General features: G+C 65.3%; 21 protein-coding genes. 7 read left to right on the top strand and 14 right to left on the bottom strand.

What is annotated here, in order from left to right; genetic code table 11:
* Positions 1-23: 23 nt before the first annotated feature.
* Both rpmF and ASE52_RS13605 read right to left on the bottom strand, forming a co-directional pair.
* Positions 24-206 (bottom strand): 50S ribosomal protein L32, encoded by a 183-nt coding sequence (rpmF, locus tag ASE52_RS13610; protein WP_005794249.1) that lies wholly within the window; start codon positions 204-206, stop codon positions 24-26.
* Between the two features lie 110 nt (positions 207-316).
* Complete coding sequence (locus ASE52_RS13605; RefSeq protein ID WP_010463716.1) at positions 317-865, bottom strand: YceD family protein; 549 nt, start codon at positions 863-865, stop codon at positions 317-319.
* A 25-nt stretch (positions 866-890) separates the two neighbouring features.
* Between ASE52_RS13605 and ASE52_RS13600 the strand changes: the two genes are divergently transcribed.
* The 3 genes from ASE52_RS13600 to ASE52_RS13590 all read left to right on the top strand — a co-directional run bounded on the left by ASE52_RS13600 (position 891) and on the right by ASE52_RS13590 (position 3602).
* Positions 891-1490 (top strand): Maf family nucleotide pyrophosphatase, encoded by a 600-nt coding sequence (locus ASE52_RS13600; RefSeq protein WP_057226762.1) that lies wholly within the window; start codon positions 891-893, stop codon positions 1488-1490.
* Positions 1491-1644: 154 nt separating this feature from the next.
* Entirely contained in the window at positions 1645-2421 is a 777-nt protein-coding gene (locus ASE52_RS13595; protein ID WP_057226759.1) for an SAM-dependent methyltransferase, read from the top strand.
* Positions 2422-2423: 2 nt separating this feature from the next.
* On the top strand, positions 2424-3602 hold the full coding sequence (locus tag ASE52_RS13590; RefSeq protein ID WP_241777000.1) for a hypothetical protein: 1179 nt from the start codon (positions 2424-2426) through the stop codon (positions 3600-3602).
* Between the two features lie 151 nt (positions 3603-3753).
* Here the strand turns inward: ASE52_RS13590 and ASE52_RS13585 are convergent, their stop codons facing one another.
* The 4 genes from ASE52_RS13585 to ASE52_RS13570 form a co-directional block, all read right to left on the bottom strand.
* Positions 3754-4800: a S49 family peptidase gene (locus ASE52_RS13585; protein ID WP_010463709.1), complete on the bottom strand. Its 1047-nt coding sequence runs from the start codon at positions 4798-4800 to the stop codon at positions 3754-3756.
* Positions 4801-4895: 95 nt separating this feature from the next.
* Complete coding sequence (locus tag ASE52_RS13580) at positions 4896-5273, bottom strand: Rieske 2Fe-2S domain-containing protein (RefSeq protein WP_057226752.1); 378 nt, start codon at positions 5271-5273, stop codon at positions 4896-4898.
* Between the two features lie 27 nt (positions 5274-5300).
* A complete protein-coding gene (locus tag ASE52_RS13575) occupies positions 5301-5975 on the bottom strand; it encodes an HAD-IA family hydrolase (protein ID WP_010463706.1) in 675 nt (224 codons plus the stop codon).
* A gap of 19 nt (positions 5976-5994) precedes the next feature.
* On the bottom strand, positions 5995-6996 hold the full coding sequence (locus ASE52_RS13570) for an RluA family pseudouridine synthase (RefSeq protein WP_057226750.1): 1002 nt from the start codon (positions 6994-6996) through the stop codon (positions 5995-5997).
* A gap of 599 nt (positions 6997-7595) precedes the next feature.
* Here ASE52_RS13570 and ASE52_RS13565 point away from each other — a divergent pair.
* The 4 genes from ASE52_RS13565 (at position 7596) to queF (ending at position 13568) form a co-directional block, all read left to right on the top strand.
* Entirely contained in the window at positions 7596-10724 is a 3129-nt protein-coding gene (locus ASE52_RS13565; protein WP_057226747.1) for an Rne/Rng family ribonuclease, read from the top strand.
* 213 nt (positions 10725-10937) lie between these two features.
* Positions 10938-11720 (top strand): peroxide stress protein YaaA, encoded by a 783-nt coding sequence (gene yaaA / locus ASE52_RS13560; protein ID WP_057226744.1) that lies wholly within the window; start codon positions 10938-10940, stop codon positions 11718-11720.
* A gap of 33 nt (positions 11721-11753) precedes the next feature.
* Positions 11754-12665, top strand: coding sequence for a 2OG-Fe(II) oxygenase (locus ASE52_RS13555; RefSeq protein ID WP_010463697.1), 912 nt, complete (start codon positions 11754-11756; stop codon positions 12663-12665).
* 57 nt (positions 12666-12722) lie between these two features.
* Entirely contained in the window at positions 12723-13568 is an 846-nt protein-coding gene (queF, locus tag ASE52_RS13550; protein WP_057226741.1) for an NADPH-dependent 7-cyano-7-deazaguanine reductase QueF, read from the top strand.
* 12 nt (positions 13569-13580) lie between these two features.
* On the opposite strand, the gene ASE52_RS13545 is transcribed toward queF, so the two are convergent.
* The 8 genes from ASE52_RS13545 to ASE52_RS13510 all read right to left on the bottom strand — a co-directional run bounded on the left by ASE52_RS13545 (position 13581) and on the right by ASE52_RS13510 (position 21423).
* Positions 13581-13847, bottom strand: a complete 267-nt coding sequence (locus ASE52_RS13545) for a hypothetical protein (protein WP_057226739.1) — start codon at positions 13845-13847, stop codon at positions 13581-13583.
* A gap of 145 nt (positions 13848-13992) precedes the next feature.
* Positions 13993-14481: a tetratricopeptide repeat protein gene (locus ASE52_RS13540; protein WP_010463691.1), complete on the bottom strand. Its 489-nt coding sequence runs from the start codon at positions 14479-14481 to the stop codon at positions 13993-13995.
* Positions 14482-14632: 151 nt separating this feature from the next.
* Positions 14633-15406, bottom strand: a complete 774-nt coding sequence (locus tag ASE52_RS13535) for an anti-sigma factor (protein ID WP_057226737.1) — start codon at positions 15404-15406, stop codon at positions 14633-14635.
* Positions 15403-16044, bottom strand: a complete 642-nt coding sequence (locus ASE52_RS13530) for a sigma-70 family RNA polymerase sigma factor (protein WP_057226734.1) — start codon at positions 16042-16044, stop codon at positions 15403-15405. The genes ASE52_RS13535 and ASE52_RS13530 overlap by 4 nt, the downstream gene beginning before the upstream one ends.
* Positions 16045-16148: 104 nt before the next feature.
* Positions 16149-17378 carry a DNA polymerase IV gene (locus ASE52_RS13525; protein ID WP_010463685.1) on the bottom strand — a complete coding sequence of 410 codons (1230 nt, stop codon included), beginning with the start codon at positions 17376-17378 and terminating at the stop codon, positions 16149-16151.
* 243 nt (positions 17379-17621) lie between these two features.
* Positions 17622-19307, bottom strand: a complete 1686-nt coding sequence (locus ASE52_RS13520) for a thiamine pyrophosphate-binding protein (protein ID WP_010463683.1) — start codon at positions 19305-19307, stop codon at positions 17622-17624.
* A gap of 32 nt (positions 19308-19339) precedes the next feature.
* Complete coding sequence (locus ASE52_RS13515; protein ID WP_010463681.1) at positions 19340-20566, bottom strand: pyridoxal phosphate-dependent aminotransferase; 1227 nt, start codon at positions 20564-20566, stop codon at positions 19340-19342.
* Positions 20563-21423: an amino acid ABC transporter substrate-binding protein gene (locus ASE52_RS13510; RefSeq protein WP_241777015.1), complete on the bottom strand. Its 861-nt coding sequence runs from the start codon at positions 21421-21423 to the stop codon at positions 20563-20565. Before ASE52_RS13510 ends, ASE52_RS13515 begins: the two co-directional genes overlap by 4 nt.
* Positions 21424-21469 lie beyond the last annotated feature (46 nt).

Here is a 21469-nt window from a genome sequence, read left to right as displayed (position 1 = left end):
CGGGCCTTTGGGTGGGGCGAAGGTCAGGCTTCAGATTTGTTCTTCAGCACCTGACGGCCACGGTAGAAGCCATTGGGGCTGATGTGGTGGCGCAGGTGGGTTTCACCGGTGGTGGGTTCCACTGCAATGCCTGGCACATTCAGGGCATTGTGCGAGCGGTGCATGCCGCGCTTGGAGGGAGACTTTTTGTTTTGCTGAACGGCCATGATGGCTCCTGATCTGGAATAGGTTGGTAAAAACGCGATCAGCCCAAAAGACACGATGGGGTTCGCGTGAAGCCCACGATTATAACCCAAATGATTTTTGGGCCGGCCAATCAACCCTTGTCGTCTTTGCGCAGCGCTGCCAACGCTGCAAACGGATTGGGCTTTTCGTCATTGGCTTCCTCGAAATCGTCGTCCGAAGAAGCCAGCGGCACCGAGGTAGGGCACTCGTCGTGTTTGGGCACCACAGGCAATGCCATCAGCAACTCGTCCTCGATGAGTTCATGAAGGTCAAACTCGCGGCTCATGGCAAGCAGGTCTTCCTCGCTCTCGTCGTCCAGCGCCTCGGCAGTGGCCTCGTCGGCCACGAAGCGGAACTCCCGATCAACCTCCAGCGGCACATCCACAGGAGTCATGCAACGCTGGCATTCCATGGGAAAGCTCGCCTGCACCTTGATATGCAGCCACACCTGGCCCATTCCGCCCAACGCAGTACGCACTTCACCGAGAGCTTCCCAATCCACCATCAAGTCTGGGTGCAGGCCCTTGGCCTCCTGGGCCAACCGTTCGTACTTCAAAAGTGAATCGTGGCCCGCCAGCCGACCACCCGCCTGTGCAAAGGCTTTCACGTCGAGGCGCTGTGCGGAGAATTCCTTGGTCATGGCGGCAGTGTAAGAGAATCGGCGCATGCATCAATCCCCTCCCCTGCAACGCCCTCTGGTATTGGGCTCCACCTCGCGCTATCGGCGCGAGTTGCTTCAGCGGTTGAACCTGCCTTTTGACGTCGCGGCCCCGGATGTGGATGAGACCCCACTGCCCGGCGAAGCCCCTCGTGCTCTGGCCTTGCGCCTGGCGCTGGCCAAGGCGCGCGCCGTGGCACAGCAGCACCCCGAGGCGGTGGTGATCGGCTCCGACCAGGTGGCAGACCTCGCTGGCGAGCCGTTGGGAAAACCAGGCCTTTATGAACGCGCAGTGGAGCAGCTGCGCCAGATGCGCGGACAAACGGTGATTTTCCAAACAGCCCTGGCCGTGGTGTGCACGGCAACAGGCTTCGAGCAGGTCGACCTGGCCCCTGTGGAGGTCAAATTCCGCGACCTGTCCGACGCGGAAATCGAGCGCTATCTGCGCGCCGAGCAACCCTATGACTGCGCCGGCAGCGCCAAGAGCGAAGGCCTGGGCATTGCGCTGCTGGACGCCATCCACAGCGACGACCCCACCGCGCTCATTGGACTGCCTCTGATCCGCACTTGCCGCATGCTGCGCGCTGCAGGGCTGGTGCTGCCATGATGAGACACCCCCTGAGTCGCTTTGCGCCGACCCCCTCTCCTTGGGGAGGGGGACGCACCCAGGGGCCTGGCAAAGCCAGTTCCACGGGTGCACTTTCCTGGGCCATAACAGTTTCCTGGGCTGCAGATACCGGGCAGCACAATGGAGACCGACGATGAACGCCAAAACCGGAACGCTGTTCCTCGTGCCCGCGCCGCTCGATTTTGGCTGCGACACCCAGGTCCCGCTTCAGGATGCGCTGCCCACCAGCACCCTGAAGGCCGCCGCGCAGCTCACCCACTGGGTGTGCGAGAACGCCAAAAGCACCCGCGCCTACCTCAAGCGCGTGGACGCCCTCTACCCTTTGGCCGCGCCCCTGCTGCAGCAGCAGATCACGGAACTGCCCCGAGAGGTTCACAAAAAAGGCGACCACGGCGACAAGGGCTCGGCCCCGTTCGACGCCCGCCCGCTGCTCGCCGCAGCCCTGGCGGGGCACGACATGGGGCTGGTCAGCGAGGCGGGCATGCCTGCCGTGGCCGATCCCGGTTCGTCCGTGGTGCGCGCGGCACACGATCTCGATATCCCCGTTGTCCCCCTGGTGGGCCCGGTGTCGCTGCTGCTGGCGCTGGCGGCCAGCGGATTGAACGGGCAGAACTTCGCGTTTGTTGGCTACCTGCCCCAGGACAGCCAGGAACGCATCCAGCGCATCAAGGAGCTGGAAGGCCTGGCCCTCAAGACGGGGCAGACCCAGCTTTTCATCGAAACCCCGTACCGCAACGCTGCCCTGTGGCAGGCACTGGTACAGGCGCTACAGCCCCACACCCGCCTGGCGCTGGCCAGCGGGCTGACATTGCCCGATGCACGCATTCGCAGCCAGCTGGTGCGGCAATGGCGCCAGCAACCGACGCCCCCCGACAACCGCACCCCTGTCGTGTTTGCACTGGGCCGCTGAGCATGAAGTTTTCATTTGCTATATTTCTAATAGCTATCAGCGCTTACGGATCAAGCGCTGAGGCCATTATTCGTTGTGAATTAAATGGCAAGGCCATCAATATTTCCAACGGTGCTGAAACGGCCGGCCAATCCGGACTGGTGCGCTGCCGCGAAGACGACACCGGCCACCTCCAGCGCGAGCAGGAACTGCGCGACGGCAAGTTCGTGGGCCTGGAGCGCATGTTCGACCGAGAAGGTCGCCTGCAGCGCGAACGCACGGTCAACGAGCGCGGCAACAGCCATGGCCGGGTGGCCGAGTTCTGGCCCAACGGCCAGGTGCGGCGCGAGGAAACCGCCGACAACGGCCGCACCCAGGGCGCCGTGCGGCGATTTGATGTCACCGGCCGCGTGGAGCGCGTGTCGTTCCACGGCGACGGGCAGGAGCTGTTCTCTGTGGAGACCAACAGCAAGGGCCAGCCCACGCGCCTGCTCTGCCCGCGCGCCAGCGTGCTGCCCGAAGACCGCAAGCTCTGCGGATTTGACGGCGTCATCGACACCCTGCTCCACGCAGAAAACGGCACCAAAACCGCACAACTGCGCTACGACCAGGGCCGCCTGCTGAGCGCAACCGAATGGACCCCCGAAGGGGTCGTCGCCGCGCAGCAGCTCATGGTGGACGGCCGGCGTGTGCACCGCAGTTTCACCACGGAGGGCGGCAAAAGCGTGCTGCGTGAAGAGCGTGTCTTCAACCCGGATGAACGCACGCTGCGCGATACGCGCGGCCCGCTGCTCAGCGCCAAACGCTACGGCGCATCCGGCCAGCTCATCGAGCAGCGCAGTTTTGCCGACGGCCGCGAGGTGCAGGTCGAGCGCTGGTACCTGAACGGATCGGTGCGTGAACGCAGCACCTGGAGCGGCACCGGTGAACAGGCGCGCATGCAGCGCGAGATGTACCGCGACGATGGCAAGCTGGCGCGGCGCGAGCAGCTCAATGCCGAGCAATGGCCGGTGGGCACCCAGCAAGCCTTTCACGACAACGGGCGGCTGGCCGTGGAAGAACAGTACTCCGCACCCGAGGCCCGGGGGCGCACGCGCCTCACGGCCCGCAAGCAGTGGGACGAGGCGGGCAAGCTCGTGGCAGACGACACCATCCTCGAAGACGGTTCGCGCCAGCGCAAGGCCAGCGGGCTGGACAGCTAAAGAAACCGCCCTCTTGCCAGCCCTTGGAGGCCCGGCACGGCCGGCTGCGTCACACCACGCATGCCACGCACGCCCAGACGCAAAAATGCCCCGTGTGGAATCTCCACCCGGGGCATTTTTTTGAATGGCCCGCAAGCCAGGGCGGACAGTTTCAGCGCAGCTGAGGTCCAGCCACTGACAGCGACTTCACCGCGCCCACACCGATCGCTGCACCAAAACGCTTGACCAGCCGTTCAGCCACGTTGTCGCGGCGGGTGTAGTCGATGATGTCTTCTGCCTTCACCACTTCACGCGCCACGTAGTCCAGGTTGCCCAGCTTGTCAGCCAGGCCCATTTCCACAGCCTGCTGGCCGGTCCAGAACAGGCCGCTGAAAGTATCGGGCGTGGTCTTGAGGCGATCGCCACGGCCTGCCTTCACCACAGCGATGAATTGCTGGTGGATCTGGTCGAGCATGGTCTGCGCATAGGCACGCTGCTTTTCGGTCTGCGGGCTGAACGGGTCCAGAAAGCCCTTGTTCTCGCCCGCCGTCAGCAAGCGGCGCTCCACGCCCAGCTTTTCCATGGTGCCGGTGAAGCCAAATCCGTCCATCAGCACCCCGATGCTGCCCACGATGCTGGCCTTGTCCACGTAGATGTCGTCGGCGGCGGCGGCGATGTAATAGGCGGCCGAGGCGCAGGTTTCTTCCACCACGGCATAGATCGGCTTGTTGTGCTTGGCCTTCAGGCGCACGATCTCGTCGTTGATGATGCCGGCCTGCACCGGGCTGCCGCCGGGTGAGTTGATGAGCAGCACCAGGGCTTGCGAGCCTTCGTCCTCCAACGCGCTGCGCATGGCGGCCACGACGAACTCGGCGCTGGCCTCGGCGCCGCTGGCGATCTCGCCCTTGATATCCACCACCGCCGTGTGCGGAGCACTTTTGCTCGCACTGGGTGATGCCTGGCGCAGGGCCAGGAAGGCAACGGCGGCAATCAGCACCAGCCAGGCCAGGCGGAAGAAAATCTTCCAGCGGCGGGCGCTGCGTTGTTCATTGAGGGCAGAGAAGGCCAGCTTTTCCAGCGTGGCGCGCTCCCAGCCGGGTTCACGCGATGAATCGCTCACAGATGCTCCTGAATTTGTAGCTGCTTGCGCCCACAGGTCGGGCGCGGGATTGCTTTTTGGGTCAAAGCCCGAAGAGCCGGGCTGCTGGGGGTCGGTCATGTCATGCGTCCTGGGTACTGCGCTGGCGGTGTTGCCCGCGCATCGCGCAGGCTGGCACCGGGCGACAGCACATAAGGGTATTTCAACTGGATTTTCTAGAACTCTACGGGCCGCAGGTTGTAAGCAGTATGCCAGTGCACCACACCATCGCTTTCGGACAAGGCAATTTTCACAAGCCCGCCCCGGCAGGGACCGCCCGCGCACTGGCCGGTGCTGGGCAGGTAGGCCGCCCCATGCGTAGCGCACAGCAGCCACTGGCCGGTGTCGTCAAAAAAACGGCCCGGCTGGTAGTCCATCTCCATGGCCACATGGGTGCAACGGTTGAGATAAGCGTGGGGCACACCCCGGTGCCGGATGGCAAAAGCGCGGCAGGTCTGGCCCGAATAAATCACATCAAACGCAACGGCCAGCCCGCTGTCGACCAACTCGCTGCTGTTGCACAGTGCAATGGCCTGCTCGGGAACGGTTGTCATGGGTTTTCCCCGCTCCGGTGTCGCACTTCAGGCGTGCTGCAGCAACCAGTCATGCAGTTCGCGCACCGAATGGGCCACACCCAGCGGGTTCAGCACCTGGAACGCATCGGGTTCATGGGCGCCGTAGCTCACTCCCACGCTTGCACAGCCCGCGTTGACCGCCATTTGCAGGTCGTGGGTGGTGTCGCCAATCATCAGAAGGCGCTCGGGCGGCACGTCGAACTCGGCCATCAGCTCCTGCAGCATCAGCGGGTGTGGCTTGCCTGCAGTTTGGTCCGCCGTGCGCGAACCGTCGAACACGCCTTTGAGTTGCACCGAGTGCAAAGCCTCGTCCAGCCCGCGCCGGCTTTTGCCCGTGGCCACGGCCAGCAGGTGGCCACGCTCGCGCAGGTCTGTCAGAAGTGGCAGCACACCTTCAAACAGGCTCAGGTCATCCTGGTGCTGGATATAGTGAAAACGGTAGCGGTTGCCCAGATCGTTGTACTTTTCAGGCGGCACATCCGGGGCCGCATGGGCCAGCGCCTGCGTCAGCGCCATGCCAATCACATACGAAGCCTCTTTGTCCGTAGGTACGGTGCCACCCACGTCGCGCACCGCCGCCTGGATGCAGCGCACGATGATGGCGGTGGAATCAAACAGGGTGCCATCCCAGTCAAAGGCGATGAGATCGAAGCGGCGCGGACGGAAGGTTTTGGCGGGCATGGGGTTCGTTCATGCCTTCTCAGGCAGGGGACACAAAATCGGCCAGCTCGGGCGGCAGCTCGGCATTCAGAGCCACCCGTTCACCCGAGGCGGGGTGGTTGAACTGTAACCGCCAGGCATGCAGGAACATGCGCTTCATCCCCTGCTTTTGCAGGCGCTTGTTCAGCTCAAAGTCACCGTACTTGTCGTCGCCCACGATGGCATGCCCCTGGCTGGCCAGGTGCACGCGGATCTGGTGCGTACGGCCGGTCTTGATCGTCACCTCCAGCAAAGACATCACCGGCAGGCCCTGGGCGGGGCGCGCCGTGACCGTGCTGCGCACCTTGACCAGCGTGATGGAGCGCATGCCGTCCGGATCGTCGGCCGTGGTCACGCGCACGCGGCGCTCGCCATCGGCCTGCAGGTACTTGTGCAGCGGCAGGTCGATGACTTTTTTGTTGGCAGGCCACGCGCCCGTCACGAGCGCCAGGTACGTCTTGCCGGTCTCGCGCTCGCGGAACTGGTCCTGCAGGTGGGTCAGCGCCGAGCGCTTCTTGGCCACCAGCAGGATGCCCGAGGTTTCACGGTCCAGCCGGTGCACCAGCTCCAGAAACTTCGCCTGCGGGCGCGCCTGGCGCAACTGCTCGATCACGCCGAAGCTCACGCCGCTGCCGCCGTGCACCGCCACGCCGGCCGGCTTGTCGATGGCGATGAGGTGCTCGTCTTCCAGCAGGATGGGGAATTCGCGGGCAGGCGCCGGACGCTCGGCCTTCTCGGCCACCTTGTCGGAGATGCGCACGGGCGGCACGCGCACCACATCCCCTGCTTCCACGCGGGTGTCGGCACTCACGCGGCCTTTGTTAATGCGGACCTCGCCGCTGCGAATGATGCGGTAGACGTGCGTTTTTGGCACACCCTTCAAGTGGCGTATCAAAAAGTTATCGAGCCGCTGGCCTGCGGAGTCTTCATCGACCTCCACCAGGCGGGCTGCGGGAAGCCCCCCAGGGGCGGCGGGCGGTTTGGCCCCTATAATGTGTTTCACCTGCGCGTTGTCATGTAAGTGGTTGATTTGTCTGGAGTTTAGTCCACACAGCCCTTGCCCCTCGTGCAGGCAGGTCGATGCCAGCGGGCGTCGTGCGCGCAGATTGCAGGCCAGATGCCTGTGGTGGCCAGCACGCCGTGCGGCGGGCTGACAGATTGAAACACTGATACGGAATCCCCCAAGCTTGCAGATGTTCCCTACCCGGGAGCGGTCTGCCAGCGGATCGAAGCGAGCATGTGGCTGTTGATGGCATGGATAGAGACCCTGTGGCGGAGGCTGCGGCCTTCGGCTGCATGCTCAAAATCGCCCTCAGCGCACAGCCAGCAAGCGCAATCAGCTACTCTTTTGATAGCAAAACTGCGCTCCTACCACTCGCCCCCTTCCACGCGCCCCTGCCTCACGATGCTGCGCTAGAGCGCGGCAGATCACTGGCATCCCCGGCAATTCCCTTCGTTTCGATGCGTCAGTCCAGGCATTCACAGCTCCTGTAGAGCTTGTTGTATTGGTTTGGAAACTGTGGGCGGCAGCCCGCGCAGCCCTCCCTGCTGGTCAGGTTGGCTGCACCGCTGCTGTCCGCGAAACACTGAAGGAATCGCATCATGAAGCGGATGCTCATCAACGCCACGCAGCCCGAAGAACGGCGCCTGGCCATCGTCGACGGACAAAAGCTCCTCGACTACGAAATCGAAATCGAAGGGCGTGAACAGCGCAAGGGCAACATCTACAAGGCCGTCGTCACGCGCGTCGAGCCCTCGCTGGAAGCCTGCTTCGTCGACTACGGCGAAGACCGCCACGGCTTCCTGCCGTTCAAGGAAATCTCGCGCAGCTACTTCACCCCCGGTGTCTCGCCCAGCCAGGCGCGCATCAATGAAGTGATCAAGGAAGGCCAGGAGCTGCTGGTCCAGGTCGAAAAGGAAGAGCGCGGCAACAAGGGCGCGGCGCTGACCACCTTCGTCTCGCTGGCCGGCCGCTACGTCGTGCTGATGCCCAACAACCCCCGTGGCGGTGGCGTTTCGCGCCGCATCGAGGGCGAGGACCGCGCCGAGCTCAAGGAGGCGATGGACCAGCTCGAATACCCCAATGGCATGTCCATCATCGCGCGCACGGCCGGCATTGGACGCACCGCGCCCGAGCTGCAGTGGGACCTGAACTACCTGCTCAAGCTGTGGACCGCGATTGACGGCGCTGGCAAGGGCGGCAAGGGCGCCTTCCTGATCTACCAGGAATCTTCGCTCGTCATCCGCGCGATCCGCGACTACTTCAACAACGACATCGGTGACATCCTCATCGATACCGACGACATCTACGAACAGGCGCAGCAGTTCATGGCGCACGTCATGCCCGAACATGCCGCCCGCGTGAAGCGTTACCGCGACGACGCCGCTCTGTTCAGCCGCTTCCAGATCGAGCACCAGATCGAATCGGCCTACGCCCGCACCGTGCAACTGCCCTCGGGCGGCGCCATCGTGATCGACCACACCGAAGCGCTGGTCAGCGTTGACGTGAACTCGGCCCGCGCCATCAAGGGCGGCGACATCGAGGAAACCGCCACCCGCACCAACCTGGAAGCCGCCGACGAAGTGGCCCGCCAGATGCGCCTGCGCGACCTGGGCGGCCTGATCGTCATCGACTTCATCGACATGGAAGAGTCGAAGAACCGCCGCGAAGTGGAAAACCGCCTGCGCGATGCGTTGCGCCAGGACCGTGCCCGCGTGCAGTTCGGCACCATCAGCAAGTTCGGCCTGATGGAAATGAGCCGCCAGCGCTTGAAGCCCGCGCTGTCCGAAGGCTCGTCCATCCCCTGCCCCCGCTGCGGCGGCTCGGGCCACATCCGCGACACCGAATCGTCGGCGCTGCAGATCCTGCGGATCATTCAAGAAGAATCGATGAAGGACAACACGGCCGCCGTGCACTGCCAGGTGCCGGTGGAAGTGGCCTCGTTCCTGCTCAACGAAAAGCGCACCGAGATCGCCAAGATCGAACTCAAGCAGCGCGTGGCCGTGCTGATGGTGCCCAACAAGACGCTGGAAACCCCCAACTACCGCCTGGAACGCCTCAAGCACGACGACCCGCGCCTGGACCACATCGAAGCCAGCTACAAGCTCGCCGAAGAAGTGGAAGACCCCACGGCCGTGACGCGCCGCTCGCAGGAGCCCACCAACAAGCAGACCCCGGTGATCAAGGGCGTGCTCCCTGACGCCCCCGCCCCGACGGCCGAGCCCCGCGCTGAAGGCGCCACCCGCCCACCACGCGCCGGCCAACGCCCAGCCGCTGCGACTGCGCCAGCCCCCGCACCTGTGGCAGCCCCTGCCCCGGTTGCCGCGGCACCGCAAGAGCAAGGCTTCTTTGGGTGGATCAAGAGCCTGTTCGGCGGTGGCGCTGCACCGGCAGCCCCTGCCCCCGTGGCAGCACCCGCACCGGCAGCCGCCCCAGAAACCACCGGCCGTGGCGAACCCCGCCGCGATGGACGCAACGGTGAAGGCCGTGGCCGCCGTGGTGGCCGCGATGGCAACCGGGACGGCCAGCGCGAAGGCGCGCCCCGTGACGGCAACCGCGAAGGCACCGGCGAAGGCCGTGGCCGCCGTGGCGAACGCTCGGCCGAAGGCCGCGCACCCCGCGACGCAGAGAGCCGCCCACCGCGTGACTCAGAACGCCGCCCCGAAGGCGAGGCCCGTGAAGGGCGCGAAGGTGGCCGCAATGGACGCGAAGGTGGCCGTGGCCGCCGCGACACCGAGCCGCGCAACCAGAACGCCGGGCTGAACGGTGACAACACCGCGGCTGCCAATGCGCAGGTGGAAGGCCCCAATGCCGGCAACAACGGCAACAACGCAGAAGGCAATCCCGCCCAGCAGCCCCGTGGCGAACGTGGCCCGCGCCGTGAGCGTGGTGATCGCGGCAACCGTGGCGAACGTGGTGAGCGCACGCCCCGCGCCGTGGAAGCCCAGGAAACCGCCGCAGCCGCTGCGCCCGGCGACTTTGTGGACACTGCGCCGCTGGCTGCACTGCCCGACCTGGACCTGACCGGCAGCGACGCCCAGCCCAACGGCAACGGTGCCGCCGCAGAAGAGCAGCGCCGCGAGCGCCGTTCGCGCGACCGCTACGGCCGTGACCGCCGCGAACGTGGCGAACGGGGTCCGCGCGACAACACCGGCGCTGAAGCTGCAGCACCCGCGATGCTGGATTTCGACCCCACGCAAGCCGAGCCCGCGCCCGCACAGGACGAGGCTCCGCGCCGCAGCTACTTCAGCGCCCCCGCCGCAGAGCAAGCTGCACCCACCGCAGCGCCGGTGGCTGTTGCCGAGGCCGCTGCACCGGCACCCGTTGCTGCGCCTGCCGCTGCGCCAGTGGCCCCGGTGGCGGCTGCGCCAGCACCTGCCGTTGCAGCAGCGCCTGTCGCAGCCGCCCGGGCTCCCGCTGTGGCCCCTGCAGCGCCAGTGGCGCCCACCGCAGCACCCGCTGCGAGTGGCCTGCCACGCGTCCAGACGTTCGCACTGCCCATTGATGAACTGCAGCAGGTTGCTGCCGCATCGGGCCTGCAGTGGGTGAACTCTGACGTCGACAAGATCGCAGCCGTTCAGGCCGCGATTGCCGCAGAACCCAAGCCCATCCGCGTGCCGCGTGAGCGCCCTCCGGCCGTGGTGCTGGATGAAGGCCCTCTGGTGCTGGTGGAAACCCGCCGCGACCTGTCGGCCATGAAGCTGCCTTTTGAGCAGCCACCAGCGGCTTGATGCCCTGAAACGGCTGCGCCCCCCGGGGCCGCAGCCTTCCACAAAGAAGGCGGCCCTGGCCGCCTTCTTTTATGGGCGCCTGCCAAATACCCGTCAGCGCCCGAAGACAGCCTTTCAACAGGTACCATTTCAAGCCGCCCTGGCCCCTGGCTGCCACTCTCTGCACCGCCCCGCCTGCTTCACCCTTCGAGATCCACGGACCTTCCGCCGCCCATGCTGTTCCTGCTGTCTCCCGCCAAATCGCTCGACTACGACACGCCCTTGCCCGAAGGCCTGCCGCACACCACACCCCAGTTCGTGGCGCAATCCACGGCCCTCATCGAGGTGCTGCGCGCGCAATCCCCCCAGCAGATCGCCTCGCTGATGGACCTGAGCGACAAACTCGCGGCGCTCAACGTGGCGCGCTACCAAGCCTGGCGCCCGCGTTTCACGGCCGCCAACTCGCGACAGGCGCTGCTGGCCTTCAACGGTGATGTGTACGAAGGGCTGGAAGCCCGCACGCTGGCGCCCCAGGACCTGGACTGGGCCCAGACCCATGTAGCCATCCTCAGCGGGCTGTATGGCGTGCTGCGGCCACTCGATCGCATGCAGCCCTACCGCCTGGAGATGGGCACCCGCCTGGCCACGGCAGCCGGCAGCAATCTGTACCAGTTCTGGGGCAGCCAGATTGCCGAGCACCTCAACACCCGCCTGCGCGCCGACACCACGCCCGTGGTGGTCAACCTGGCGTCGCAGGAGTACTTCAAATCCGTAGACCGCAAGGCGCTCAAGGCGCGTGTCATCGAATGTGTGTTCGAGGACTGGAAAGGCGGCGCCTACAAGATCATCAGCTTTCACGCCAAGCGCGCGCGGGGCCTGATGGCACGCTATGCCATCACGCACCGCGTAGCCACACCCCACAAGCTGGAAGGATTTGATCTGGACGGCTATGCCTTTGCCCCGGCATCATCCGAACCCGAGCGCCTTGTCTTTAGGCGCAAGACGCCCACGGCGTAAACCCCAAGAATCCACCCATGTTGAAGGACCGCCATGGCATCGCGTTCTGAGCAGCACCCGGACAGCAGCACCGCAACCACCCAGCGCTCCAGCACCACACGGCAGGCCATCACGCCCGAGCTGCGCCGCTGGATCATCGAACAGGCCCAGGCTGGCTACGCCGCGCCCGTGGTGCTGCAGTCCATGCGCGATGCGGGCTGGGATGAAGACGTGGCCGCCGACGCGCTGGAAGTCACGCTGCAGGACCATTTGAACGAGCTGGCCGAGCGACAGGGCCAGCCCGCCGCAGTGCCTGTGCCCGAGCCCCGGCTTCATGACTCCCCCGCCCAGGTGGACTGCGGTGACCGCACCGTGAACGTGCTGCTGGCCATCGCCCAGCCACGGGTGGTGGTGTTCGGCAACCTGCTCTCGCCCGAAGAATGCGACGCCCTGATCGCCGACGCAGCGCCGCGCATGGCGCGCTCGCTCACCGTGGCCACCAAGACGGGCGGCGAGGAAATCAATGACGACCGCACCAGCGACGGCATGTTCTTTCAGCGCGGCCAGAGCCCGCTGATCCAGCGCATCGAAGAACGCATCGCCCGCCTGCTGAACTGGCCCATCGAAAACGGCGAGGGCCTGCAAGTGCTGCACTACCGCCCCGGCGCCGAATACAAGCCGCACTACGACTACTTCGACCCCGCCGAGCCCGGCACGCCCACCATCGTCAAACGCGGTGGCCAGCGTGTGGGCACCCTCGTGATGTACCTGAACACCCCCGAAAAAGGCGGTGGCACCACCTTCCCCGATGTGCATGTAGAGGTGGCGCCCCAACGCGGCAACGCGGTGTTCTTCAGCTACGAACGCCCGCACCCGTCCACCCGCACCCTGCACGGTGGCGCGCCGGTGCTCGCGGGCGAGAAGTGGATCGCCACCAAGTGGTTGCGCGAGCGGGAATTCAAATAAAAATAGGCCCCAGCGCTTATCCATATTGCGCCAATAGCTATCAATTTAATAGTATTCATGAACACCCCGGAACAATCCCAACTCGGCAAGGCATCGGCCTACATCGACCAGTACGACGCCTCGTTGCTGTTCCCCATCCCCCGCGCGGGCAAGCGGGCCGAGATCGGCATCACCGGCGCCGCGCCTTTCTTCGGGGCCGACCTGTGGACAGCGTTCGAGCTGTCATGGCTCAACCAGCGCGGCAAGCCGCAGGTGGCGCTGGCGCACATCACCGTGCCGTGCGAGACGCCCAACATCGTGGAGAGCAAGTCGTTCAAGCTGTACTTGAACAGCTTCAACAACACCCGCTTTGCCGATGCGGCCGAAGTGCAGGCCCGCATCCGTGCCGACATCAGCGAAGCCGTGTGGCGCGGGGCAGAGCACCCGGCCACCGTGGGCGTGAGGCTTCTCAGCCCCGAGCTGTTCGACCAGGAGCCCGTGCACGAACTCGACGGCCTGAGCCTTGATCGGCTGGATGTGGAATGCACGCAATACCAGCCCGCGCCCGAGCTGCTGACTGCGGAGTCTGACCAGCCCCCCGTGTCCGAAGTCCTGACCAGCAACCTGCTCAAGAGCAACTGCCTGGTCACCGGCCAGCCCGACTGGGGCAGCGTGCAGATCAGCTACAGCGGCCCGCAGATCAACCAGGAAGGCCTGCTGCAGTACCTGGTGAGTTTTCGCAACCACAACGAATTTCACGAGCAGTGTGTGGAGCGCATCTTCATGGACATCTGGACACGCTGCAAACCCATCAAGCTCACGGTGTATGCGCGCTACACGCGCCGGGGCGGCCTCGACATCAACCCGCTGCGCACCAGCCACCCGCAGGGCCTGCCGCGCAACGTGCGCACGGCGCGGCAATAGCCCCGCAATCCATCAGCCCCGCGCATCGATCCAGTCGCACCGCAAGGTGTGGCGCAAGTGCGCGCGCGTTCGCCAGGTGACATAGAGGCTGGGCCCGAAGATCCCCATCAGGCACAGCGGCGCAGTCAACGGCTCGCCAAAAGCAAAGATAGGAAACCAGCCCACCCAGCCCAGCATCCAGAGCGTCAGCACCAGATCCCAAAGGTGGTATTCGAGCGGATGGTCGGCCTTGTGCACCACATGCCATTGCTTGATGCGTTGCAGCTCGTTCAGGGTCATGGGAATCTCCCGGAAAACGGGGAAATTCACTGTAAGTTACGAGTAAGAATTCGTCAAGAAATACCGGAAAGGAAGGGCGGTGCGCCATCACCCCGGGCAACAACCGCCCACCCACCTGCCGGGTGACTCCCAAGGCCAGCCAGTGTTACTGCGCGGGCTTGTAGGCCGCAATGGCCTTGGCCAGATCGGTGGTTTCCTCGCACTGCGCGCAGATGGCCTGCAGCTTGGCGAGCTGGGCTTCGGCCTGCGCCTTCTGGCCCACCTTGAGGTAGCCCATGCCCGAGTATTCCAGCGCGCCCTTGTGGCGGGGGTCCAGCGCCAGGGCCTTGTTGTAGGCCGCAAAAGCCTCGTCGTATTTGCCGAGCCAACGGTTGGAGTAGCCCAGCAAGTTGTAGGCGTCTGCGTTCTGCGGGTTCTGGGCCACCACCTTGCTGAAGCTGCTGGCCGCCAGCGCCCAGTTCTTGGCTTCGATGGCTTTTTTGCCCACGGCAAAGTCGTCAATGCGTGCGTTCTCCACTGGCGTGGTGGGCATATCGGCCGCGTGGGCCATGGGCAGTGCCAACACGGGCACCAGCACCAGCGCCAGGCTCAGCAGGGGCACAGACATCAAGGGGCGAACAGAAAATGAAGGCATGGGAGGCTCCTGAAAAACGTGAAGTGGGAAAGGTAGGAGGCCGCGCTGGCCCCATGCCGGAGACCGGCACCTCGGACAAACGACACGGAATGCAAAACGGATGCAGCGCCGGACAATTATTTTTGCAAAGCCGATGGGAGCCTTGCGCCGCTCACCACAGCTTGGCGCAGTTGCCGGTGAAAAGCACGGTGCTGCTGGGCACCTGCGGCGTTGCCGATGTCTCCAGCGTCACCATGAGTTTGCTGACCTTGAGCAGCAGCTTCTCTGACGTATCGGGCAACACCGACACCGCAGAACCCGCCACCGGCACCGTGCCCAGCACAAACGGCGCGCCATCGACTGGCACCGCCCACAGCACCAACTCCGGGGCTGCGCCAGCCACAGTCGCTGGAGTCGCGGGAAGCGTGATAGGCCCGATAACCTTCACCGTCAGCGTGCGCCCATGGCGCAGCGAACTCACCAGCACCTTGCCGTTGCCCGCAGCGTCCGTCAGCAGGCCCACATAGGCCTGCGGCAGTTTGTCCCCTGCGCGCAGGGCCACCTGGTCGCTCGACACGAACAAGGTTGGCACCGCGACCACCAGGGCCACGGTGCCAATCACACCCAACGCCACACCCGCAAAGCCCTGCAATACGCCATTGCGCCGCCACAGCGCACCGGCCCAACCGCCTTGTGTGGCTGCCGCTTTCACATCGCGAGGCCGGGTGCGCGCCTCAATGGCGGCCCACACGCGCTGCGGTGGCTGTTGCACCGGCACCGAACTGGCCAGCATCCCCAGCCGCCCTTCCCACTGCGCCACCAGCAACTGCACGTCGCTGCGATCACGCAGCAGCCGCTCAAAGCGGCGGCGCGCGCCACCGCCCAGCGTGCCCAGCACATAGGCAGACGCCAGGTGGTCCAGCAGCGCGGGGTGGGTGTACCTCATGTGCCCACCCCTTGCGTGGCCAGGCAGTTCTTCAGGCGCTCCAGGCCGCGCCGGATCCATGCCTTGACCGAACCCAGCGGCGCTCCCATCTGCGCCGCCACCTCCGAATGCGACAGGCCCTGGTAGTAGGCCAGCGCAAGGCTTTGCCGGTAGTTCCCCTCCAGGGCATTCATGCAGCCTTCGATGCGCAATGCCTGGGTCGCCTGCTCCAGCAGATGCAGCGCGCTGGGCGCAGGAGCCAGCGCAGATGCAGACGCAGCAACCGTCGTTTCGCTGCCGTCTCCCTCGCCGTTTGCAAACTCTGCGGTGTCATGCCACGCGCTTTCAGGCCGCCGCGCACGGGCACGCAAGGCGTCCAGCGCCTTGTTGCGCACGATGGCAATCAGCCATGTCATAGGCTGGATGGGCTGCCCGCCCACCTCGCTGCGGTAGCTTCCAGCGTTTTTCCAGATGCTCACATACGCCTCTTGCAGCACATCCTCGGCCGCCTGTCCTTGCCCCAACATACGAACGGCCACCCCAAACAGATGCACATGGGTGCGCTGGTAGACCTGCGCGAAGGCGGCGTGGTCTCCCCCGGCGGCGGCGTGGATCAATGCCTGCAGGTTGGTGGAGGGGACATCGGTGGCAGTGGCCATATGCGGGCGAGTATAGGAACGCAGCAGGCATTGCAGGAGGTCGCGCTGTGGGTGTTTACGCCGATTGCCACCGCACCTCTCGATGCCGCGATGTCGCAAACGCCCTAGAAAAGCTGCGCCGTGCCACCTGCACCCTCTGTGCCGTCCGCAGGGCTTGGTTTGCGCCGACGCGTTTCTGCCGTTGCCCCAGCCCGCGGTTCCGTCACCGGCTCTTCCCCCCGCCGCGCCAACGTGCTGGCCCGTACACCCAGCAGGCGCAGGCGCTTGTCCAGCGGCACGCGCTTGAGGCACTGTCCAGCCAGCTGGCGGATGGTGGCGCCGTCCGCCGTGTAGATGTTGGCCGTGTGGTCGCGCGTGGCAATCTTGAAGTCGTCGTAGCGCAGCTTGATGCCGATGGTGCGCGCCACATAGCCCTTGCGCTGCAGATCTTCGGCCAGGCGCAAACACAGGTCGGTAAAGATCGCGCCCAGTTCGGCCCGGTCGCGCACGGCGTGCAGGTCGCGGTCAAACGTGGTCTCGCGGCTCATGCTCACGGGCTCGCTTTCGGTCACCACCGGGCTGTCGTCGCGCCCCCACGACACGCGGTGCATCCACGCCCCGGTGGACTTGCCAAAATGGCCCATCAGCCATTGCGCATCCTGCGCCGCCAGCTGCCCGATGGTCTCTATGCCCAGCCGCGCCAGTTTCTCACCCGCCTTGGGGCCAATGCCGTTGATCTTGCGCACATGCAGCGGCCAGATCTTGCCCTGCAGGTCTTCCTCGTAAACGATGGAAATGCCGTTGGGCTTGTTGAACTCGCTCGCCATCTTGGCCAGCAGCCGGTTGGGCGCCACGCCGATGGAGCAAGTGAGCCCAGTCACGTCAAAGATGCTTTTCTGAATGAGCCGCGCCAGCACCCGGCCCCCTTCCCGCTGGCCGCCGGGTACATCGGTGAAGTCGATGTACACCTCGTCCACGCCCCGGTCCTGCATTACCGGTGCGATCTCGGTGATCGTGCTTTTGAACAGGCGTGAAAACCGGCGCACCTCGTCAAAGTCCACGGGCAACACAATGGCCTGCGGACACAGCTTGGCGGCTTTCATCATGCCCATGGCCGAGCCCACGCCAAACTGCCGCGCCGGATAGGTAGCGGTGGTGATCACGCCCCGGCCGACATAGTCCTTGAGCAGCGGGAAGTCCTCCACCGGGATGAAATGCCGCTCGCGCAAGCCCGTGCCATCCGGGCCTTGCAGCAGCAATTCATCCACCTTGCGCCGCCCGCCGCCGATCACCACTGGCAGACCCTTGAGCTGCGGGTAGCGCAGCAGTTCGACAGATGCAAAAAAAGCATCCATGTCGAGGTGGGCGATGCGGCGCAGCCGCTGCCCCAGGTGCCCAGGCTGGGCGCCAGGGGCGGGCTCGTTGTCAGGGAAATCAGGCGCTGAGACAGTCACGCCCGCTATTGTGCGCGGCGGGCTGCCAGGCTGCTGCCAACCACACCCAGATGCCGCTGCTCTCAACCCTCTGAAAATTCATAGATCTTGGTTTTTACGGAACACCGCAAACTCCACGAATAAACGGCTCCTTCATCCGGCGCTTCAGCGCTTCGCCATGGCCGCGCTGCGAATCCCCTGCAACGTGCCCGTGGGCGTGATTGCCTCGGGGTCAATCAGGCAGTGCAGCACGCTGGGCAAACCACTCGCACGGGCGCGGGCCAGGGCGGGGGCAAAGTCTTCGGTGCGCTCCACGCGCTCGCCATGTCCGCCAAAGGCCTGGGCGTAGGCCTTGAAGTCGGGGTTCTTGAGTTGCGTGGCACTGACCCGACCGGGGTACTCGCGCTCCTGGTGCATGCGGATGGTGCCGTACATGGCGTTGTCCAGCAGCACCACGATGATGGGCAGGCCGTATTGCACGGCGGTCGCGAATTCCTGGCCGTGCATGAGGAAGTCGCCATCACCCGCAAACACCACCACCTCGCGCTGCGGCCACAGCCGCTTGCCGCCCACACCGGCGGGCAGGCCGTAACCCATCGATCCGCTGGTGGGTGCGAGCTGGCTCGCATAGGTGGTGAACGGCCAGAAGCGGTGCACCCAGGTGGCAAAGTTGCCGGCACCGTTGCAGAAGATGGTGTCGGCGGGCAGCACGTCTTTGAGGTGCTGCATCACCTGGCCCATCTGCAGCTCACCCGGGATGTGGATAGGGTCGGTGTCGCTCCAGGCCAGGTATTCAGACCGCGCCATCTCTGCATGGGCATGCCAGGCCACGGCCCCTGCAGGCCGCACACCCGCCAGCGCCGCCGTGAATGCCTGCGGCGTGGCGTGGATGGCCTGCGCGGGGCGGTAGAGCTTGCCCAGTTCATCCGCGTCAGCATGCACATGCACCAGCGGCTGTGTGGGGTTGGGGACAGCAAACAGCTCATACCCTTGCGACGGCACCTCGGACAGGCGCCCGCCCACCACCAGCACCAGGTCTGACGCACGGACGCGCGCCAACAGGCGCGGGTTCACGCCCAGGCCCAGGTCGCCGCCGTAGCAGGCATGGTTGGCCGGGAAGAGCATCTGCCGCCTGAATGAGCAGTACACCGGCAGCGACCAATCTGAAGCGAACGCCACAAACTCGCGCACCGCCTGCTCGGACCATCGGCTGCCACCCAGGATCGCCACCGGCTGGTGCGCGGCCTTCAAACGCTCAGCCAACTCGGCCATCTGCGCCGGGCCAGGGTGTGTTTCGGTCACCTGGTAGGGCAGCGCATCGGCCACCGTGGTGGCTTCGGTCAGCATGTCTTCCGGCAATGCCACCACCACGGGGCCGGGTCGTCCGGACGTGGCCACATGGAAGGCCCGCGAGATCAGCTCGGGCACGCGCGCCGGGTCGTCGATCTGCACGACCCACTTGGCCATGGTGCCGAACACCGCGCTGTAGTCGAGCTCCTGGAACGCCTCGCGCCCCATGGCCCCACGTGCCACCTGGCCCACGAACAGGATCATCGGTGTGGAGTCCTGGTGCGCAATGTGCACACCGGCCGACGCATTGGTGGCGCCCGGCCCGCGCGTCACAAAGCAGATGCCCGGCTGCCCCGTGAGCTTGCCCTGCGCCTCGGCCATCATGGCCGCGCCGCCTTCCTGGCGGCACACCGTCACGCCGATGTCTGCATCGTGCAGGGCATCGAGCACGGCCAGGTAGCTCTCGCCCGGCACGCAAAACAGTTGCTTCACGCCATGGGTGATGAGCTGGCTGACCAGGATCTGGCCGCCGGTGCGGGAGGTGGTGGGTGCGGTGGTCATGTCAGACGGTCATTTCACAAAAAAACAAGAACTCAGAAAAGCGCCTTGCACGCGCGCTGGATGCGTGCGCAGGCCTCCTGCAAGTCGGCCATGCTGGCAGCGTACGAGATACGGAAGTACGGCGCCAGCCCCAGCACGCTGCCTGGCACCACGGCCACGTGGAACTCGCGCAGCAGGTAGTCGCAAAAATCAGCGTCCGTGCGCAACAGTTCGCCACCCGGTGTGGTGCGGCCCAGCACGCCTTCGCAACTGGCAAAGGTGTAGAACGCCCCCTCGGGCACGCGGCAGCGCAGGCCCGGCGATGCGTTGAGGGCCTCCACCACCAGGTCGCGCCGAGCCTGAAACGCGCGGCAGCGCTCGGCCACCACGTCCTGCGGGCCGGTGAGCGCAGCCACCGCCGCCGCCTGGCTGATGGACGACGCGCACGATGTGGCCTGGCTTTGCACCACAGCCATGGCCGCGATCAGTGCGCGCGGGCCTGCACCATAGCCAAGGCGCCAGCCCGTCATGGCGTACGACTTGGAGACTCCGTTCACCGTGAGGGTGCGGTCGCGCAGTGCGGGCAGCACCGCCACGGGAGTGGCAAACGCATGACCGTCGTACAGGATGTGTTCGTAGATGTCGTCCGCCAGCACCCACACCTGCGGGTGGTTCAGCACCACCTCCAAAATGGGCCGCAGCTGCTCGGCGCTGTAGGCCGTGCCACTGGGGTTGGAGGGGGAATTGATGAACACCCAGCGCGTGCGTGGCGTGATGGCCGCATCGAGCTGCCCGGCCGTGATGCGAAACCCGTTGGCCTCGCTGCACGGCACCACCACAGGCACGCCACCGGCAATCAGCACCATGTCGGCATACGATGTCCAGTACGGCGCGGGCAGGATCACCTCGTCGCCAGGATTCAGGCTGGCCATCAGCGCGTTGTAGATGACCTGCTTGGCGCCCGCACCCACCGTGATTTCGTTGGTTGCAAACTCCAGCCCGTTATCGCGGCGGAACTTGAGCTGGATGGCCGCCTTGAGCGCGGGCGTGCCATCAAGCACCGTGTAGTGCGTGTCGCCCTGCGCCATGGCCTGCTGCGCGGCTTCAATCACATGGGCGGGCGTATCGAAGTCGGGCTCGCCCAGGCCCAGCACGATCACAGGCTGGCCCTGGCGCTTGAGTTCGTTGGCAGCCTGGGTGATGCGCACGATGTCGGACACACCGATAGCGCTGATGCGATCGGCCGCGCGGAAGGCCGTGGCGGGGATGGGTGCGTTCATTGCTGGTAGGTCTCCAGGGGCTTGTCGTTGGGCGTGGCAAACAGCTGGCGCAGCGTGGTGCCCAGCGGCAGGCTCAGGCTCATGTTCTTCGGCGGAATGGGGTTCACGAACCACTTGGTGTAAATCTTTTCCATCTCGCCGCTTTGCATCAGCCTGGTGAGAACACCATCCACCGCCGCCTTGAAGGCGGGGTCGTCCTTGCGAAACAGGAGTGCAATCGGCTCTGCGCCCAGCGGCTCGCCCACGATGCGGTAGGCCGATGGGTCTTTGGAGTTGGCAATCATCCCGGCGAGCAGGTTGTCGTCGAGCACAAATGCGTCGGCACGGCCTGTTTCGAGCAGCAGAAAACTCTCGTGGTGGTCCTTGCCCAGCACCGTCTTGATGGGGGCGCCGCCCAAGGCACGCTCTTGCTTGCGCAGCAGCTGCACGGCCGTGGTACCGGTGGATGCGGCAATGGTGCGGCCCGCCAGCTGGCTGAGGGACTTGAGGTCCGAATCCTTGCGCACCGCCATCCGCACTTCGCTCACATAGGTCGTCACGGCAAATGCCACCTGCTGCTGGCGCGCCGTGTTGTTGGTGGTGGGGCCACAGCCGATGTCGAGCGTTCCGTTCTGCACCAGGGGCAGCGTGTTCTGTGCGGTGACGGCCATGTATTCGAGCTTGGCATCGGGCACGATCTCCTTGAGCACGCGCTCACACAGCTCCACGTGGTAGCCCACATACTTCTCGTTGGCTCCCAGCGCATAGGCCATGGGCGGCGACGTCTCGCGCACGCCCAGCACCGCCTTGCCAGATGCCTTGATCTTCTCCAGCGTGGGCTGGGTGACCGTCTGCGCCAGCGCGGGGGCCGTGGCCATGCAGGCCAGGGTCAGGCCTGCGGCGAGCGCAGTGAAGGTCTTGCGG

The sequence above is a fragment of the Acidovorax sp. Root275 genome (genome assembly GCF_001428965.1).
In the GTDB taxonomy this organism is placed as follows: Bacteria; Pseudomonadota; Gammaproteobacteria; order Burkholderiales; family Burkholderiaceae_C; genus Acidovorax; species Acidovorax radicis.
Note: the sequence above shows the minus strand (reverse complement) of the source record. Positions and strands in the feature narration are given on the sequence as shown.

Excerpts from the sequence above, each read along its gene's own strand:
- rpmF (WP_005794249.1), bottom strand. The coding sequence starts at position 206 with ATGGCCGTTCAGCAAAACAAAAAGTCTCCCTCCAAGCGCGGCATGCAC.
- ASE52_RS13605 (WP_010463716.1), bottom strand. The coding sequence starts at position 865 with ATGACCAAGGAATTCTCCGCACAGCGCCTCGACGTGAAAGCCTTTGCA.
- ASE52_RS13600 (WP_057226762.1), top strand. The coding sequence starts at position 891 with ATGCATCAATCCCCTCCCCTGCAACGCCCTCTGGTATTGGGCTCCACC.
- ASE52_RS13595 (WP_057226759.1), top strand. The coding sequence starts at position 1,645 with ATGAACGCCAAAACCGGAACGCTGTTCCTCGTGCCCGCGCCGCTCGAT.
- ASE52_RS13590 (WP_241777000.1), top strand. The coding sequence starts at position 2,424 with ATGAAGTTTTCATTTGCTATATTTCTAATAGCTATCAGCGCTTACGGA.
- ASE52_RS13585 (WP_010463709.1), bottom strand. The coding sequence starts at position 4,800 with ATGACCGACCCCCAGCAGCCCGGCTCTTCGGGCTTTGACCCAAAAAGC.
- ASE52_RS13580 (WP_057226752.1), bottom strand. The coding sequence starts at position 5,273 with ATGACAACCGTTCCCGAGCAGGCCATTGCACTGTGCAACAGCAGCGAG.
- ASE52_RS13575 (WP_010463706.1), bottom strand. The coding sequence starts at position 5,975 with ATGCCCGCCAAAACCTTCCGTCCGCGCCGCTTCGATCTCATCGCCTTT.
- ASE52_RS13565 (WP_057226747.1), top strand. The coding sequence starts at position 7,596 with ATGAAGCGGATGCTCATCAACGCCACGCAGCCCGAAGAACGGCGCCTG.
- yaaA (WP_057226744.1), top strand. The coding sequence starts at position 10,938 with ATGCTGTTCCTGCTGTCTCCCGCCAAATCGCTCGACTACGACACGCCC.
- ASE52_RS13555 (WP_010463697.1), top strand. The coding sequence starts at position 11,754 with ATGGCATCGCGTTCTGAGCAGCACCCGGACAGCAGCACCGCAACCACC.
- queF (WP_057226741.1), top strand. The coding sequence starts at position 12,723 with ATGAACACCCCGGAACAATCCCAACTCGGCAAGGCATCGGCCTACATC.
- ASE52_RS13545 (WP_057226739.1), bottom strand. The coding sequence starts at position 13,847 with ATGACCCTGAACGAGCTGCAACGCATCAAGCAATGGCATGTGGTGCAC.
- ASE52_RS13540 (WP_010463691.1), bottom strand. The coding sequence starts at position 14,481 with ATGCCTTCATTTTCTGTTCGCCCCTTGATGTCTGTGCCCCTGCTGAGC.
- ASE52_RS13535 (WP_057226737.1), bottom strand. The coding sequence starts at position 15,406 with ATGAGGTACACCCACCCCGCGCTGCTGGACCACCTGGCGTCTGCCTAT.
- ASE52_RS13530 (WP_057226734.1), bottom strand. The coding sequence starts at position 16,044 with ATGGCCACTGCCACCGATGTCCCCTCCACCAACCTGCAGGCATTGATC.
- ASE52_RS13525 (WP_010463685.1), bottom strand. The coding sequence starts at position 17,378 with ATGGATGCTTTTTTTGCATCTGTCGAACTGCTGCGCTACCCGCAGCTC.
- ASE52_RS13520 (WP_010463683.1), bottom strand. The coding sequence starts at position 19,307 with ATGACCACCGCACCCACCACCTCCCGCACCGGCGGCCAGATCCTGGTC.
- ASE52_RS13515 (WP_010463681.1), bottom strand. The coding sequence starts at position 20,566 with ATGAACGCACCCATCCCCGCCACGGCCTTCCGCGCGGCCGATCGCATC.
- ASE52_RS13510 (WP_241777015.1), bottom strand. The coding sequence starts at position 21,423 with ATGGCCACGGCCCCCGCGCTGGCGCAGACGGTCACCCAGCCCACGCTG.